This window comes from Acinetobacter lwoffii, from assembly GCF_024129115.1.
Lineage (GTDB): Bacteria > Pseudomonadota > Gammaproteobacteria > Pseudomonadales > Moraxellaceae > Acinetobacter > Acinetobacter lwoffii_T.
Window position 1 is genome coordinate 1 of record NZ_JAMXXO010000006.1, and the last position, 16,802, is coordinate 16,802.

Sequence of the window (16,802 nt, forward strand, 5' to 3'; positions counted from 1 at the left end):
AATTATCAAAGTTCTGTTGCTTTAGCCTGTATATTTTTATGGCTACCTTTATAGGGTTAATTATGAACAGTAAATGTCAACAGACCCTATTTTCTTGTTCTAATTTCATTATCCCCTCCGCATTATCATTATTTTCTAATCATAGCGTTCAGAATTGGTTAACGAAACAGCATAAAGTGACTTTAAACTTGGCTAAAAATTCTTAAATCCTGTTCACTTATCAATAACTCTGGCCTCATTCACCTAATGAATCAAACTTTAACAAGATTGCCCTATTTATCTGTACTGACTACTTTTAATGTAATTCATAACAAATAATTTAATAGGGTCAAAACAATGAAAAAATTAACGCTTACTGCTGCAATAGCAGTCGTTATTGCAGGAGCTTTAACCGCCTGTTCAAAGCCTAATGATAATGAGCCGATGAATAATAATGCTCAATCCAGCCCAGCCATGATGGAGCAAAATAACGCGGATACCAGTATGAACCGTGCTGATAGCGCAGAAACCTCACTAGATTGGGCAGGTGAATATGAAGGTGTTTTTCCTTGTGCTGACTGTGAAGGGATTAAGGTCGAGCTAGATCTCAATCCGGATAAAACCTATGAGCTAAATGAGGAATATTTAGGTAAAGCTGGAAATAATGAGACCGAAACTAAAGGCAGTTTCAGTTTTGACCCTCAAGATCCTTCAATCATCACATTAGATAACAAAGCTGAAAACCGTAAATTCTTTGTTGGTGAAAATTTTATTGAAGCACGCGAGATGAAATCAGGTAAAAAAATTGACAGTAATTTAAATTATAAATTAGTTAAAAAGTCCGCATCATAATTTTGTAAACGCATAAAAAAATCCCCGCTATTGCGGGGATTTTTTATGAAATGCTCGGATGATGAATTACATCATGCCGCCCATACCACCCATGCCGCCCATATCAGGCATTGCAGGTTTGTCTTCTGGGATTTCAGTGATCATGCATTCAGTGGTCAGCATCAAACCAGCAACAGAAGCTGCGTGCTCAAGTGCAGAACGCGTTACTTTAGCAGGGTCAAGAATACCCATTTCCAGCATATCGCCATATTCGCCAGTTGCAGCGTTATAACCGAAGTTACCTTCGCCATTCTTCACAGCGTTGATCACTACAGAAGGCTCATCACCTGCGTTAGATACGATTTGACGAAGTGGTGCTTCGATCGCACGGCGAAGAATGTTGATACCTACGTTTTGGTCATCATTCGCGCCTGTTACGCCTTCAAGTGCAGATGCAGCACGTACTAGTGCAACACCACCACCCGCAACAACACCTTCTTCAACCGCAGCGCGAGTCGCGTGAAGCGCGTCGTCTACACGGTCTTTCTTCTCTTTCATTGCAACTTCAGTTGCAGCACCGATTTTGATGACAGCAACACCGCCAGCAAGTTTCGCTACACGCTCTTGAAGTTTTTCTTTGTCATATTCTGAAGTAGATTCTTCGATCTGTGCACGGATTTGCTGTACACGGTCAGCGATTTGGCCAGCATTACCAGCACCATCTACAATTACAGTATTTTCTTTAGATACAGTTACTTTATGTGCTGTACCCAAGTGATCAAGCGTCGTTTGATCCAGCTGCATGCCGATTTCTTCAGAAATCACAGTACCGCCAGTCAAGATCGCGATGTCTTGAAGCATAGCTTTACGACGGTCACCAAAACCAGGTGCTTTCACCGCACATACTTTGATAATACCGCGCATGTTGTTGACAACAAGCGTCGCAAGCGCTTCGCCTTCAACATCTTCAGAAATGATTAAAAGCGGTTTGCCAGTTTTAGCAACAGCTTCAAGTACTGTAATCAATTCACGAATATTGCTGATTTTTTTATCAACAAGAAGAATGAATGGATTTTCAAGTTCTGCTGTCAAAGTATCTTGTTTGTTCGCGAAGTATGGAGAGATATAACCGCGATCGAACTGCATACCTTCAACTACGTCAAGCGAATCTTCGAAGCCTGAACCTTCTTCAACCGTGATTACGCCTTCTTTGCCCACTTTTTCCATTGCTTGCGCAATCAGCTGACCTACAGTCGTATCAGAGTTAGCAGAGATCGAACCTACTTGTTCAATGGCTTTAGAGTCTGATGCTGGTTTTGCAGTTGCCTTGATGTTTTCAACAACAGAACGTACTGCAATATCGATACCGCGTTTCAAGTCCATTGGGTTCATACCCGCAGTTACTGACTTGATGCCTTCATTCAAAATTGCTTGTGCCAATACAGTCGCAGTCGTTGTACCGTCACCCGCGATGTCATTGGTCTTAGAAGATACTTCGCGAACAAGTTGAGCCCCCATGTTCTCGAACTTGTCTTTTAAAGTAATTTCTTTGGCTACAGTAACACCATCTTTAGTGATGTGCGGCGAACCAAAAGAACGGTCGATCACCACGTTACGGCCTTTAGGACCAAGCGTAACTTTTACTGCATCTGCAAGGGTGTTTACACCAGCAATCATTTTTGAACGAGCTGAATCACCAAATTTTACGTCTTTAGCTGACATATTTGACTCCGAATATTATTGTATCTTTACAAAATCTGATTTGGAACGAATAAAACTTTTTAGCGTAGATTAAGCTTCTAATACTGCTAAAATGTCAGATTCTTTCATGATTAGAAGCTCTTCACCGTCTACTTTTACAGTAGTACCTGCATACGTACCGAACAATACTTTGTCGCCAACTTTTACATCTAATGCACGTACACCATTGTCGGTGATTTGACCATTACCAACTGCAATAACTTCCCCTTGAGCAGGTTTTTCAGCAGCCGAACCAGGAAGTAAAATCCCTCCCGCTGTTTTAGTTTCTTCTTCAACACGACGAATAACAACGCGATCATGTAATGGACGAATGTTGCTCATAAATAACTCCATCAGACTAAGTCTTTTTTAGGTCACTGATGACGACTTAATTATTCCATGGGTCATCATCAAAAATTTTTGATGTCACTTTTATGGAGATGGAATAAAACGCTTCAAGGGCAAAAATGAAAAAAAATTGGTTTTTTTTAACGAATCATAGGTTTTCGTCTATTTATTCGGCAGATCAGCTTTCAACATAAAGGCTTGTGCCACTTCATCGAACAAATATTGAGAAATTTTTCCTGTGGCATTAATCAGATTAAAGCTGTTAGGTTCATTTTTATGCAAACGATTTGACGCAGAAGTCCCCGCATGTACATCATATACAGGATGATCCATCCCCAATCCGAACATCTGGTTCAAATCATAAATCGCCGGTTGATGCAGATGCCCATGTAACAGCGCAAACAGACCATGCTCTGCCCAGGCCTGTAAAGCAATTTTAGCCATCAGTGGGCTGTCCTTGAAACCGCGCTTATTTTGAAAAGGCACGTAAAAAGGCTGATGGCTGACAATGATTTTTAATTTGGAAGCAGGCGCCTGTGCCAGTTGCAAATCAATACGCTGAATCTGCTCAAGGGATAAATGCCCTTTGGTATGATATCGACGTCGGATCGAATTCACCCCAATCAGATAAAAATTTTCAGTTTCAAATATTGGCTCCAATTCACCAAAAAAAATCTGGTAACGGGTAAATGGATTGAAAAGCCGATTCCACAAATGATAGAGCGGAATATCATGATTCCCCGGGATCACCATATAAGGCGTATTGAGCTGATCTAAAAAATTTTTGCAGGCAAAGAATTGATCCAAACGTGCGCGCTGAGTCAGGTCACCACTGATGACGACGGCTTCAAGTGGATGGGTCTGACAGAAATGCCGAATCGCTTCTAAACACTCCGGCTTCTCTGTTCCAAAATGCAGATCAGACAGATGCAGAATCATGTGGCACCATTACGCTTAGGCTATCTTTTAATACAGAAATATTGAGTGGCGGGGCCATTTCCACAATTTCCCCATCAATCGCTACCATCAGTTTCTTGGCTCTGGATTCGATTCGGACTTGATCGGCTGCAAAACTATAAACATCCGATGCCTGGTCAATCTTCCCACGAATCAGCTGATACACCAACTTAAATAAAGTAAGCTTATCACTTTTAGAAACTACCACTCCCGCCACTTTACCTTTTTCAGCCGCTTCTGCAATGCGCATTTTCATATCTGCCAGTTGCAAGGGATTATTGCCAAAAAAGATCAGTGGTGTTTTTACCGGATATTTCTTTTGATCCACCCAGATTTTTAATTTTAATTCTCTACGATCGCGAATTAAAACATCCAGTGCAGAGGTATAGGCATGTAGCGGTAGGCGACCAAAAATACGATTATAGTCTTCACGTTTTTTAATAAATAAAGGATATAGACCTAGACTGGCATTATTCAGATAAATTTCCTGATTGATACGAGCAACATTCATACGTTGTGGCTGTCCTGTCGCAATCACTTTTGCCGCTTCAAGCAAATCCAGCGGAATCCCCAATAATCTCGCCACATAGTTAAAAGTCCCTAAAGGCAAAATACCGACAGGAATTTGCGTATTCAACACATGTTTGGCGACTGTATTTAAAGTGCCATCTCCGCCTGCCGCAACGATGATTCCTGACTCGCTAGATGCCAAATGCTGTTCAAGCACCTCAACCATAATTTTATCAAATTGCTGTGAATCATTGATTTCATAAGCTTTAGTTTGATAACCCTGCGCTGAAAATATATCGATCAGCTGTTCATAAATGCCTTCTGGCCCCTGTATGCGAAAACCAGCTTTATGATTAAAAATCAGCGATAAGGGTTTAGATTGATTAGACATTTTTCGCGCAATTTCATTGAAGCCTATTGGCATTTTGTCCAATTCATAGACAATTAACAGTGGCTTTATGTAAAATTCAAATGGCAACCATTTATTTAATCAATAATGAATATTAGAGATCTTATAAAACTAAGATAATGATTTTAATATCAATTTTTAAAATAAATACCACTCATCACTTATATAAATAACCTTAATAATTCAAATATTTAGTTTTATCTTGTTGTTTTACTTATATTTATAAATAAAATAGCATTATATTCCAAAAGAAATCTAGCACTTCTTTGGTCTTATTTTTTTTATCATTTTATGCTTTAATACAGCCACTTTTTTTCATATTTCATCTGGGCGATATTTTTTATTGCTCGGATTGTACTTTGTACATCTAATTTGTACACATTTGAGATAGGCCTCACCATGACCCAAGTGAACGCACCAGAATTCGTTCGTCACCCTAAGCTTATTGCTTGGGTGGAAGAGATTGCTAAATTAACAAAACCAGCAAAAATTGAATGGTGTGACGGTAGCGCAGAAGAATATCAACGTTATATCGACTTGATGATCGCTAACGGCACAATGCAAGCGCTGAATCAAGAAACTCATCCTGGTTCTTATCTTGCAAATTCTGATCCTTCTGACGTAGCACGTGTTGAAGATCGTACTTACATCTGTTCTGAAAACAAAGACGATGCTGGCGCGACCAACAACTGGGAAGCACCTGCTGTCATGCGCGAAAAATTGAACGGTTTATTTGACGGTTCAATGGCAGGTCGTACACTTTATGTGGTTCCATTCTCAATGGGTCCATTGGGTTCTCATATCGCTCATATCGGTATCGAGTTAACTGACTCTCCTTACGTTGCAGTAAGCATGTCTAAAATGGCTCGTATGGGTAAAGCTGTTTATGACGTTCTTGGTACTGACGGTGAATACGTTCCTTGCGTACACACTGTAGGTGCTCCGCTTGCGAACGGCGAAAAAGATGTTGCATGGCCTTGCAACAAAGAAAAATACATCGTGCATTACCCAGAAACTCGTGAGATCTGGTCTTATGGTTCTGGTTATGGCGGTAACGCATTGTTGGGTAAAAAATGCCTGGCATTACGTATTGCATCATTTATGGGTCGTCAACAAGGCTGGTTAGCTGAACACATGCTGATCCTTGGCGTGACCAATCCACAAGGCGAAAAACACTACATCGCAGCTGCATTCCCATCTGCATGTGGTAAAACAAACTTCGCTATGTTGATTCCACCAGCAGGCTATGAAGGCTGGAAGATTGAAACTGTAGGTGACGATATTGCTTGGATCAAACCAGGTGAAGACGGTCGCTTATATGCAATCAACCCTGAAGCTGGTTTCTTCGGTGTAGCGCCTGGTACCAATACCAAGACCAACCCGAACTGTATGGCGACTCTGCACAAAGACGTGATTTATACCAACGTTGCTGTGACTGACAATGGTGAAGTTTGGTGGGAAGGTCTGACTAAAGAAGCTCCTGCTAACTTGACTAACTGGAAAGGCCAACCACACACTGGCGAAGAAAAAGCAGCGCATCCAAATGCTCGTTTCACAGTTGCAGCTGGTCAATGTCCTTCTATTGACGCTGACTGGGAAAATCCAGCTGGCGTGCCAATTTCTGCATTCATCTTCGGTGGTCGTCGTGCAGACACAGTGCCTCTTATTTCAGAAGCAACTGATTGGGTTGATGGCGTTTATAAAGCTGCAACCATGGGTTCTGAAACTACTGCTGCTGCTGTTGGCCAACAAGGTATCGTTCGTCGTGACCCGTTTGCGATGCTGCCTTTTGCTGGCTACAACATGGCAGATTACTTCGCGCACTGGTTAGAAATGGGTGAGCAAGTTGCCAAGAAAGCTGAAGCTGCTGGCAACAAACTTCCTGGTATCTACAACGTGAACTGGTTCCGTCGTGATGCTGAAGGCAACTTCGTATGGCCTGGTTTCGGTCAAAACATGCGTGTTCTTGAGTGGATCATTGACCGTTGTGAAGGTCGTGCAACTGCTGTTGATACCCCAATTGGCCGCGTTCCAACTTATGAACAGTTGAATTGGACGGGTTCAGACTTCACCAAAGAGCAATTTGACCTTGTGACATCTCAAGACAAAGATCAATGGATCAAAGAGCTTGAAAGCCATACTGAATTGTTCGATAAGCTAGGTGAGCGTTTACCGGAAGCGTTAAAAACTCGTCAAGCAGAACTTATTGCTGCAGTTAAATCTGCTTAATTGCTGATTTAATTAAAAAAGGTCGCGTAAGCGGCCTTTTTTATTGGCTGTTTAAACAATTGATCACAATTGACCAGAGCAGCAGTTTAAGCAAAATATGGCATACTTAAGCCAAGACTTCAGGAACTATAAATATGAAAAGAACAACAGTAATTTTGGCTATGGCTGCGAGCAGTTTCGTACTGAGTGCATGTCAGACCACACCCCATCAATTCAATGGACAAAGTGGCTATGAAATTCTGGAACGTTCAGGCAATACAGCAACCTTGAGCTACACCCTCTCAGGACGACCAAGCCAGGATGAAAATCGCTTGCAAGCCGCTTGCAGACACGTATTAGGAAATTCCAAAACTTACAACATCCAGATTTTAAGCACCAATGAAATTTCCAATCCAACTGCGGAACAGGAAAACTATGGCCGCCAACTGGGTAATAGCCGCACGCAAATCAGCTTGAGCAATACGCCTGATTTACATAATAGCGAGAACCCGGGTGCACGCGAAGCTTTAGAAGCCCGCCCTACGACCATGCGGGTTATTCGTTATACCTGTTCTTAATATCTGATACTTAGTTACTTAATCAGAGTAAGACAATCAAAAAGGGCCTAGTGCCCTTTTTAATTTTTTAAATTTAACGTGTTTTATAGAAACTGACATTACGAAATTCGGGCGATTCATCCAAATCCGGCCAGGTCGTCGCACTACGCTCATCCAGTTTTTCATATTGAGGATGACTAAAGTTTTTTACCCGACTGTCTGCAACCCACACCTCAGGTGCAAATTTTAAAAACTCATCCAGGAAGAAACGGTTACATTGATCATAGAGCACATCTGCGGCTAATAAAATATCCACTTTCTCTGCCTTATATAGGTCATCCAGATATTCAAGCTCGACATCATTTAGCTCTGCATTGGCACGACAGGCATCTAGACTAACTTGATCGATATCACAGCAGATCACACGTTTTGCACCTGCCATTTTCGCCGCAATGGCAACTACGCCCGATCCCGCCCCAAAATCCAAAACTACTTTGTCTTTAACATGATGCGGCTCTGCCAATAGCCACTGCGCCATCGCCAAGCCTGAGGCCCAGCAAAAGATCCAGTATGGTGTATCATTCCAAATGCGACGAATCACCTCATCATCCAGCTTATCTGTTGGGAATACTGGCGGAATCAGCCACAGGGAAATGGGTGTATCCGGGAATTGCTGTGCATGTAGCTCACAGTGTGGAATCACATCATGCAAGGCTTTTAGTAGATGTTCTGGGGCTTGAGGGAGTCGGAAGGTGCAGCTCATTAGATTTCTTTTAATTAGTATTAATGTCTTTGAAGAATCTCCCCTAGCCCCTCTTTAAAAAAGAGGGGGAAACTCCATCCAAAAATAGTGATCAGAGTTCCCTCCTTTGAAAAAGGAGGGTTAGGGAGGATTTGATTAACCTAAAGCTTTTTCAGCAGCTTCAACCGTTTGACGGATTAAAGTGGTAATCGTCATTGGACCTACACCACCCGGAACTGGTGTGTAAGCAGAAGCAATTTCTTCAATGCCAACAAGTTGGATATCACCAACACCACCGCCATCACGTGGATGGAAACCAGCATCAACAACCACTGCACCTTGTTTGATCCAGTCTTTTTGAATTAATTCTGCTTTACCTACCGCACCGACAATGATATCTGCTTGCTTAACAAAGCTTGCAAGATCTTGAGTGCGTGAATGGCAAATGGTCACAGTTGCATTGGCTTCAAGCAGCATCGCTGCCATTGGTTTACCCAAAATTGCAGAACGACCTACAACCACTGCATGTTTACCAGCGATTTCAATGTTGTTCTCTTTCAGGATGGTCATGATACCCGCAGGCGTCGCTGAACCATAGGCTGCTTCGCCCATTGCCATACGACCGTAGCCAAGACAAGTTACGCCATCTACGTCTTTTTCAAGCGAGATTGCATCGAAACAAGCGCGTTCATCAATTTGTGCAGGAACCGGATGTTGTAACAGAATACCGTGCACATCAGGATTTGCATTTAATTTTTCAATTTCAGCCAATAATTCTTCAGTTGTGGTTTCTTTAGGAAGTTCCACTTTGAGTGAGTCCATACCAACACGGCGGCAGGCATTGCCTTTCATGCGAACATAAGTTGCAGATGCACCATCGTCACCTACCAAAATCGTCGCAAGAATTGGAGTACGACCTGATTTTGCTTTCAGCGCTTCTACGCGAGTAAACAAGTCAGCTTCAATTTGCTTCGCCAATGCACGACCGTCTAGAACTAATGCCACGGCACTTCTCCCAAGTGTTGATATGAATCAATTTTGCACATTCTACATGAATAATTTAAATATTTTCCGCCAGATGATGTTTTTATGCGCATACAGATGAATACACTATTGTTTTTTTTTCTGAGCTTGCTAATATACGCATCAACAAGACGCGGCGGGGTGGCAGAGTGGTCATGCAGCGGACTGCAACTCCGTGGACGCCGGTTCGATTCCGACCTCCGCCTCCATCTTGTTAAAGCCCGAGTGGTGAAATCGGTAGACACAGGGGATTTAAAATCCCCCGCCCACAAAGCGTGCCAGTTCGAGTCTGGCCTCGGGCACCATTCTTCTACTATAGAAAGATGGTGCAAATAAAGAACCCAGCGAAAGCTGGTTTTTTTATATCTGTAATTTAGTTAGTCAAAAAATAAGTAAATTAAATTCCCATTTAAAGTGTCATCATTAATCAGGCCACCCTGCTCTGTTTTCTCAATATCATCCAGCAGAACGTAAATATCCTTGCAAATCCTGTTCCAGTTTCTGCTGGAAATGAATCGGCTCAATAATTTTCACGTATGGCAACCAGTAACGAACTAAAGGCAATAACTGCATTTCGTGACGGATCTGGCAACTGATCATCAACTCTCCAGCCTCGGTCTCCTGCTCGATCTGCTGTTCTGGAAATAAACGGCGCTCTTTAAAAAAAACCGTGACTTCAGGTTGTACCTTGATTAAGACTTGCTGCTTTTGCTGTCCAAACCAGATGCTGTCTTCATCTGTCAGCATTTTCAGCACTTCAGGATCATGCTCAAAGCCCTCCGCCTCAAAAACCAGCTTGAGTTGTTGCACCTGACTTAAGCGATAGGTGCGCAACTTGTCCTGACCTACACCCACCAGATACCAGATACCATGATGGTGAATCAAGCGATAAGGCTTAATGATTCGCAATTGATCTGAATATTGCAACTCAACCTGCTGACGTTTATAGATTGCGCTTGCAAGCAACTTGAAATGTTCGGCAAACTGTTTGGCATCTTCAAAATAATAGCCTTTTGCCGAAAATACCTGATTTGCCCGCTCATCCAGCAGTTCACGCATAAAAGACATATCCAACGCCGGATACAACTCACTGATCCCCGAAAGCTGGGCAAAAGTCTGGATATCCTGCAATTTAAACCGCCCTAAATAAGAGGGTTCCAGATAATATCGTTTCTGTTCATCTTGAAGTAAGGGTAAGTAAGAGCCTAGACGATCAAAATCACGCTCAATGGTGCGGGTGCTGACCTGAAATTCTGCAGCTAGCTCTGCAGCCCGGAGTTGATATCCGACGTTTAATTTGGTCAAAATTCTGGCTAAACGCTCTGCAAGACGCTCATGTGTTGAAGCTGGGCGCTTCATAAATCCCCACTTAATACATTCTCATGTACTTATTTATCGCTAGATGTTGAATGATTATACTGAATGCCGATCAATGAATAATATTAGGACAAAGTCTAAGATATTTTTTTGCATCAGATCTTGACCCTTTATTCACCCTAAACATACAAGATCTTATTTGGATTTTCTGGATGCTTTCTTGCTTGAATGACGATTTTGTATTGTTAATCTTTCTATATAACGCTCCAGATGCAGCATCGCCCGATACATTTTATGTAACTCTACCCAGCTGATGGTTCCGCGAATAATCATTTTATGAATACGTCGTAATGCTCTTAAACTATGTTTTGAACTATATGCTGTTGAAATAATTTTCATCTTATTTTCCCTCTCACATTCATGTGAATGTTTAACCATTTGGTCGGAATTATCTATACATGCAATTTACGTGTCATAATTGACAGGTTGTGTCGAACAGTTAACATTTTTTAATTTTTATTCAAGATTTTATATATTTATTTGTAATAATATTTTACTTAAAATTAAAAAAAGCCAGTAAAATTACTGGCTTTTTTTGAATCACTTATCTCGTATTAAATAATTTCAACTACAACTTTACCCACATGCTCTCCAGTATCCATTGTGGCATGGGCATCCTGAATCTGATCGAACTTAAACGTTTTATAGATCATCGGGAGACATTCGCCTTTTGCCCACAATGGTGCAATCTGCTCTTTCAGGCCTTGTGCAATTTCCGCTTTTTCAGCCGTGCTGCGTGCACGCATGGTCGAACCGGTAATGGTCAGACGTTTCATCATGATTTGACCCAGTTTGACTTCTTTGGCCTTGGCACCACCCAAGAAAGCGATATAGACCAGACGTCCATCACGGCGCAACAAATTCAAATTACGCTCTAAATATGGTGCACCGACCATATCTAAAATGACATCGACACCACCATTGTCAGTGGCTTCATTAATAACTTGCTCAAAGTCCTGAGTTTTATAGTTAATAGCCGTGGTTAAATCAGAAATCGCTGCAACTTTTTCATCCGAACCGACGGTTGCAAAAGTTTTGATGCCAAGTGATTTACACAACATCAAAGCAGTCGTACCAATCCCGCTCGTTCCACCATGCACCAGTACCGTTTCCCCTGCTTTGGCCTTACCCATCTGGAACACGTTCGCCCATACAGTAAAGAAAGTTTCAGGAATGGCCGCTGCCTGTACAAAACTTACGCCTTCAGGAATATTCAAGGTCTGGCTTTCTGGCACTACGCAATATTCAGCATAACCGCCACCATTGGTCAGGCCACAAACCTTGTCACCGATTTTAAACTGGCTGACATCGCTACCAACCGCAACCACTTCCCCTGCCACTTCCAGACCAGGAACTGGTGTTACCCCTTTAGGCATCGGATATAAGCCTTGACGCTGCAGGATATCTGGACGGTTAATACCAAAGGCATGAACTTTCACCAGAACTTCATCTGCTTTAGGTTCAGGTACAGTCACCATTTCATAAGCGAGTTTATCAACACCACCCGGTTCTGTAATAATGACTTGCTGCATGGTTTGTTGCGACATGATTTCTTTCCCTAATCTATGCATTTCATATGTCTTGGACTTATTTGAACATAGTTAGCATGAGGAATGAAGCTACATCGGACTTATGTATAATCGGGGGACTATTCAGGAAATTGATAATAGGCCAACCATGACCCAAGTGATCGAATATAACGAAAACAATTACAGTGATTTTGAGTGGTTTGAAGGTTTTGCCGTGATTCGCTTTTATGCAGACTGGTGCAAGCCCTGTGTTCAGAATTTTCCGATCTTTGCCGAACTGGCGACATACTATGCTGAGGTAAATCCTGAAGTTAAATTTGGCAAGATCAATGTGGATCAGTCTCCGATTTTAACCTTGCGCTATAATGCCTATGGTTTGCCTTCTACGCTTATTTTTAGAAATGGAGAAATTATTAAAAGGATTGCAGGCGTGAAAAGTTTAACTGAAATGAAAGCAATTCTGGCCTTAGTCCTCAATGATTCTTATGAATAATTACCCATGTGAAGCCAAATCTAACAAAAATATTTCTTTTAGCTCACTATCTAAATATGGAGCCTTTAATTAACTACGCCCTTTATATTCCTTTACCATTCGATCACTCACATCTTCCGGATAACACAGCGGCGCATATCCGCCTGCACGATTATAAGCACTACGCTTACCACAACGACTACCATTACGTGCAGTATTATAAGGACACGGACAATTTCCTGGATAATTCTCAATCGACTGCTGGATTATTTTTTGCTTGATCGATTCAGTACTGGTTGTGGTTTGCTTGGCATCTACTCCAAAAGCCATACACAAACTAGCCAGCAATATTAATTTTTTCATATATTCCCCAAATCTAGGGAGTATTGTATTAATTGACTAGTAAATTGAAAGATCACATTTTGACTAATCGAATGATTTTCATGCAATCAAAATTTAGGCAATAAAAAACCCGCTTTTCAGCGGGTTTTTTTAAATCAGCCCAGTCTTATAGACGAACCAATTCCACAATCTTCTCAGCAAGCTCTTCAACTGCTTCAGCAGTTAAAGTCGTGTCTGTACCTGCAGCATCGGTAATTACAACCACACCAGTTTCACGAACCAGTGCAACCTGCTCCGCATTCAAACCTGCTTTAGCAATAGCAACGATCCCTTGCTGAATCAGCAAGCTTTCTAGCGCCTGAGCATTTTCCAAAGCTTTAGCAGTTACAGTCACCGCAGCAGGTTTTTGACCCAAACGTGCCGCACGTGCTTCTGCAGTGACAGGCTCATCGTGTGCAGACCATTCAACTGATTCTTCCACCATACCAGCACCAATCGTCACGTTATTCAAACGATCGATGAAGATAAACGAACCGGTGAAACGGCTGTCTTGATAACGGTCAAAGACCACTGGTGCATCAAATTCAACAGTCACATTGGCGATTGCATTTAGCTCAAGTTTATCCACCTGAACTTTTTCCAATGTGTTAACGTTGGTACGGTAATGAATTGCCGTTACTTTTGCCGGAACGGTTTGCGTACCAATCTTGATGTTGTACAGCTTACCCAGTACAAGTGGTTGATCTGCCATCCACACAACAGTCGCTTGAACTGAACGGGAAATATTTGGAACAGCTTGATCCGCACGAATTAACACGTTACCACGTGAAATATCAATTTCATCGTTAAGCGTTAAAGTCACTGCCTGACCTGCAACGGCATGCTCAAGATTGCCATCAAAAGTGACAATTTCTTTGACAGTCGATGATTTACCAGAAGGTAATGCTGTTACGGTATCGCCAACATTGATATCGCCAAGTGCGATCGTACCGCAGAAACCACGGAAGTCGAGGTTCGGACGGTTCACGTACTGCACAGGGAAACGGAAATCCTGCTTCGCTGAACTACGGTTAATTTCCACCGATTCAAGCGTACCCATCAGCGTTTCACCAGTGTACCACGGCGTATTGGCCGACTTGTTCACCACATTATCGCCATTCAATGCAGAAATAGGCGTAAAGATGATATTGCTTGGTTTACGGTCGCCCAATTGTGCAACGAATGCCGCATATTCAGCTTGGATTTCATTGAAACGTGTTTCAGAGAATTCCACCAAGTCCATCTTGTTAATCGCAACAATGATGTTCTTGATCCCAAGCAAACTCGCAATAAAGGTATGACGACGTGTCTGGGTTTGCACGCCATAACGCGCATCAATCAAAATGATTGCAAGGTCACAAGTCGACGCACCTGTCGCCATGTTACGGGTGTACTGTTCGTGTCCCGGCGTATCCGCGATGATGAATTTACGTTTTTCTGTCGAGAAATAACGATAGGCCACATCAATGGTAATGCCTTGCTCACGCTCTGCTTGTAAACCATCGACCAGAAGCGCCAAGTCAGGTGCATCACCTGTCGTACCGACTTTTTTCGAGTCACGGGTCACAGCCTGTAATTGATCTTCATAAATCAATTTTGAATCATACAGCAGACGACCGATTAACGTCGATTTACCATCGTCCACGTTACCGCAAGTCAGGAAACGTAACAGATCTTTATTTTCATGTTGTTTCAGATAGCCCAAGATATCTTGGCTGATTAAATCAGATTGATGAGACATCGCTCAAAGCTCCACATATTCTTTAGAAATCGGTTGTTTTGAATCTCTTTTTAATCTCCCTAAATCCCTCTTTAATAAAGAGGGACTTTATCTCCGTTCTGATTTAGGAGTTCCCCCTCTTTTTAAAGAGGTGAGTAGCATTGCTGCGCAAGGGGGGAGATTAAATTAGAAGTAGCCTTCCTGCTTCTTCTTCTCCATTGAGCCTGCTTCATCATGGTCAATCATACGACCTTGACGCTCAGAACTGGTTGCCAGTAACATTTCCTGAATAATTTCCGGCAAGGTATTGGCTGTAGATTCCACAGCACCTGTTAATGGATAACAACCCAAAGTACGGAAACGTACCGATTTCATTTGTGGAACTTCACCTTCTTTTAAAGGCATACGTTCATCATCAACCATAATAAGTGTGCCACTACGTTCAACCACAGGACGTTCTGCAGCCAAATAAAGTGGTACTAATGGAATACTTTCCAAATAGATGTATTGCCAGATATCCAGCTCAGTCCAGTTAGATAACGGGAATACACGAATACTTTCGCCCTTGTTCACTTTACCGTTATAAAGATTCCAAAGTTCTGGACGCTGGTTTTTTGGATCCCAACGATGTTTCGAATCACGGAATGAATAAACACGTTCTTTGGCACGTGATTTTTCTTCATCACGGCGCGCGCCACCAAAAGCAGCATCAAAACCGTATTTATCCAGAGCCTGTTTTAAGCCCTGAGTTTTCATGATGTCGGTATATTTAGAACTACCATGGTCGAACGGGTTAATACCAGCCTCAACCCCTTCTTTATTCTGATGCACGATCAAATCGAAACCATGGGTTTTCGCCATGTTGTCCCGAAAAGTGATCATGTCTTTAAACTTCCAGCCTGTATCGACATGTAATAATGGAAATGGAAGTTTTGCTGGGTAGAACGCTTTTAGCGCAAGATGCAGCATGACCGCTGAATCTTTACCAATCGAATACAGCATGACCGGATTTTCAAACTCGGCAGCAACTTCGCGGATGATATGAATACTCTCAGCTTCAAGCTGTTTGAGATGAGTAAGTCTTTCCTCATTTAACGACATGGACAACACCAGCTTAGAAAAACGTGTACTTATGACACTTTTGAAAATTTATATTCATTATAGTGATTTACTTATCCTATCCATTGCTTGTTTTATGATATTGATATATCAAAAGCTCATATAAAAATTCATCAATAATGAATATCAGTTTTTATGAATCAATGATTTGCACAATTCAAGCGAGGATATTGTGTGGTAGAAGTATATATTAACCTGTCGCTAAACCAATAAAATCCTAGGAAAATAATCTAAAGTAGTGGTTCTCAAATAGTTAAAAAATTACTAGAGTAAGACTCAATTCTCCCTCTTGATATACTTCATTTATGCCCTATAGCGCTTTTGATCTCACCACTGTAAAAACCCGTCTGGAACAGGCCCAGCTTGCTGGTTATATTTATCAGCATCAGCAACATATTCTAGTCTTGCAAGAACCTTTCAGTGATGATGGCAAGCCTTTAAATATCTATCTGCAACACGAGCTGACCGCGGATCAAATCGGATTACAGTTTGGTCTGCGTTTGCAAGAAGGTCATTGGGAATTTCTAATCGGCGTTACTTATAGTAACCAGAACGCAGCTTACGAAATTGGTGCTGGCAACCTCAAAGGTGATCAAAAAGCCTTTAACTTATTATATGCCTTTTATAATTATCCTAAAGCGTTCTATCTAGTGGCATTACCTTTGACCACCAACAGTCAGATTTTGGAGCAAACCTTGCAAAAGCAGCTTTTCAAGCAGCCTGATCTCAACTTCCTGAATACTGCAGTCAAGGTCAATCCTATGGGCGAACAAGTCAAATGGATGCAACACTATATTCTGCAACAGACTCTAGATATGAAAGTCCGGATTCAGACTGCCCTACTTTAAACTTGAACAGAAAAATTTGGAGATACTCAGGTCGATGTATCTCTATACTTTC

Annotated in this window: 17 protein-coding genes and 2 tRNA genes; 7 read left to right on the forward strand and 12 right to left on the reverse strand. The window is 41.9% G+C overall.

Translation table 11 applies throughout. The features are described from left to right. Positions 1-336: 336 nt before the first annotated feature. Positions 337-831 (forward strand): copper resistance protein NlpE, encoded by a 495-nt coding sequence (locus NI470_RS06780; protein ID WP_253148017.1) that lies wholly within the window; start codon positions 337-339, stop codon positions 829-831. Between the two features lie 66 nt (positions 832-897). Here NI470_RS06780 and groL read toward each other — a convergent pair whose 3' ends face one another. From groL to NI470_RS06800, 4 genes are all read right to left on the reverse strand, one after another. Continuing rightward, positions 898-2,532 (reverse strand): chaperonin GroEL, encoded by a 1,635-nt coding sequence (groL, locus tag NI470_RS06785; protein WP_121980355.1) that lies wholly within the window; start codon positions 2,530-2,532, stop codon positions 898-900. A 69-nt stretch (positions 2,533-2,601) separates the two neighbouring features. Beyond that, positions 2,602-2,892 (reverse strand): co-chaperone GroES, encoded by a 291-nt coding sequence (locus NI470_RS06790; RefSeq protein WP_064095612.1) that lies wholly within the window; start codon positions 2,890-2,892, stop codon positions 2,602-2,604. Between the two features lie 168 nt (positions 2,893-3,060). Beyond that, positions 3,061-3,837, reverse strand: a complete 777-nt coding sequence (locus NI470_RS06795; RefSeq protein ID WP_253148018.1) for a metallophosphoesterase family protein — start codon at positions 3,835-3,837, stop codon at positions 3,061-3,063. Next, a complete protein-coding gene (locus NI470_RS06800) occupies positions 3,818-4,756 on the reverse strand; it encodes a diacylglycerol/lipid kinase family protein (RefSeq protein ID WP_253148019.1) in 939 nt (312 codons plus the stop codon). The genes NI470_RS06795 and NI470_RS06800 overlap by 20 nt, the downstream gene beginning before the upstream one ends. A gap of 417 nt (positions 4,757-5,173) precedes the next feature. On the opposite strand from NI470_RS06800, the gene NI470_RS06805 reads away from it, so the two are divergent. Together NI470_RS06805 and NI470_RS06810 are read left to right on the forward strand one after the other, a co-directional pair. Continuing rightward, complete coding sequence (locus NI470_RS06805) at positions 5,174-7,003, forward strand: phosphoenolpyruvate carboxykinase (GTP) (protein ID WP_253148020.1); 1,830 nt, start codon at positions 5,174-5,176, stop codon at positions 7,001-7,003. A 134-nt stretch (positions 7,004-7,137) separates the two neighbouring features. Continuing rightward, positions 7,138-7,560 carry a hypothetical protein gene (locus NI470_RS06810; RefSeq protein ID WP_004646311.1) on the forward strand — a complete coding sequence of 141 codons (423 nt, stop codon included), beginning with the start codon at positions 7,138-7,140 and terminating at the stop codon, positions 7,558-7,560. Positions 7,561-7,633: 73 nt separating this feature from the next. Here the strand turns inward: NI470_RS06810 and NI470_RS06815 are convergent, their stop codons facing one another. Continuing rightward, positions 7,634-8,302, reverse strand: a complete 669-nt coding sequence (locus tag NI470_RS06815) for a class I SAM-dependent methyltransferase (protein ID WP_253148021.1) — start codon at positions 8,300-8,302, stop codon at positions 7,634-7,636. A 135-nt stretch (positions 8,303-8,437) separates the two neighbouring features. Further along, on the reverse strand, positions 8,438-9,286 hold the full coding sequence (gene folD, locus NI470_RS06820) for a bifunctional methylenetetrahydrofolate dehydrogenase/methenyltetrahydrofolate cyclohydrolase FolD (protein WP_004646309.1): 849 nt from the start codon (positions 9,284-9,286) through the stop codon (positions 8,438-8,440). A 153-nt stretch (positions 9,287-9,439) separates the two neighbouring features. Here folD and NI470_RS06825 point away from each other — a divergent pair. Together NI470_RS06825 and NI470_RS06830 are read left to right on the forward strand one after the other, a co-directional pair. Further along, positions 9,440-9,513: transfer RNA gene (locus tag NI470_RS06825), tRNA-Cys, on the forward strand. A 10-nt stretch (positions 9,514-9,523) separates the two neighbouring features. Next, positions 9,524-9,609: transfer RNA gene (locus NI470_RS06830), tRNA-Leu, on the forward strand. A gap of 151 nt (positions 9,610-9,760) precedes the next feature. Here NI470_RS06830 and NI470_RS06835 read toward each other — a convergent pair. From NI470_RS06835 to NI470_RS06845, 3 genes are all read right to left on the reverse strand, one after another. Continuing rightward, the gene (locus NI470_RS06835) at positions 9,761-10,663 is read right to left on the reverse strand and encodes a helix-turn-helix transcriptional regulator (RefSeq protein WP_253148022.1); all 903 of its coding nucleotides are present in this window, start codon (positions 10,661-10,663) and stop codon (positions 9,761-9,763) included. 153 nt (positions 10,664-10,816) lie between these two features. Further along, positions 10,817-11,020 (reverse strand): hypothetical protein, encoded by a 204-nt coding sequence (locus NI470_RS06840; RefSeq protein WP_004646307.1) that lies wholly within the window; start codon positions 11,018-11,020, stop codon positions 10,817-10,819. Positions 11,021-11,235: 215 nt separating this feature from the next. After that, positions 11,236-12,228 carry an NAD(P)H-quinone oxidoreductase gene (locus NI470_RS06845; RefSeq protein ID WP_253148023.1) on the reverse strand — a complete coding sequence of 331 codons (993 nt, stop codon included), beginning with the start codon at positions 12,226-12,228 and terminating at the stop codon, positions 11,236-11,238. 130 nt (positions 12,229-12,358) lie between these two features. Here NI470_RS06845 and NI470_RS06850 point away from each other — a divergent pair, with 130 nt between their 5' ends. Continuing rightward, the gene (locus NI470_RS06850) at positions 12,359-12,703 is read left to right on the forward strand and encodes a thioredoxin family protein (protein ID WP_005107508.1); all 345 of its coding nucleotides are present in this window, start codon (positions 12,359-12,361) and stop codon (positions 12,701-12,703) included. A gap of 69 nt (positions 12,704-12,772) precedes the next feature. Here the strand turns inward: NI470_RS06850 and NI470_RS06855 are convergent, their stop codons facing one another. The 3 genes from NI470_RS06855 to cysD all read right to left on the reverse strand — a co-directional run bounded on the left by NI470_RS06855 (position 12,773) and on the right by cysD (position 15,884). Further along, entirely contained in the window at positions 12,773-13,045 is a 273-nt protein-coding gene (locus NI470_RS06855) for a hypothetical protein (RefSeq protein WP_253148024.1), read from the reverse strand. A gap of 145 nt (positions 13,046-13,190) precedes the next feature. Further along, complete coding sequence (cysN, locus tag NI470_RS06860) at positions 13,191-14,804, reverse strand: sulfate adenylyltransferase subunit CysN (protein WP_071850592.1); 1,614 nt, start codon at positions 14,802-14,804, stop codon at positions 13,191-13,193. Between the two features lie 165 nt (positions 14,805-14,969). Beyond that, positions 14,970-15,884 carry a sulfate adenylyltransferase subunit CysD gene (cysD, locus tag NI470_RS06865; RefSeq protein WP_004730252.1) on the reverse strand — a complete coding sequence of 305 codons (915 nt, stop codon included), beginning with the start codon at positions 15,882-15,884 and terminating at the stop codon, positions 14,970-14,972. A gap of 323 nt (positions 15,885-16,207) precedes the next feature. Here cysD and NI470_RS06870 point away from each other — a divergent pair, with 323 nt between their 5' ends. Next, positions 16,208-16,750 (forward strand): hypothetical protein, encoded by a 543-nt coding sequence (locus NI470_RS06870; RefSeq protein WP_253148025.1) that lies wholly within the window; start codon positions 16,208-16,210, stop codon positions 16,748-16,750. Positions 16,751-16,802 lie beyond the last annotated feature (52 nt).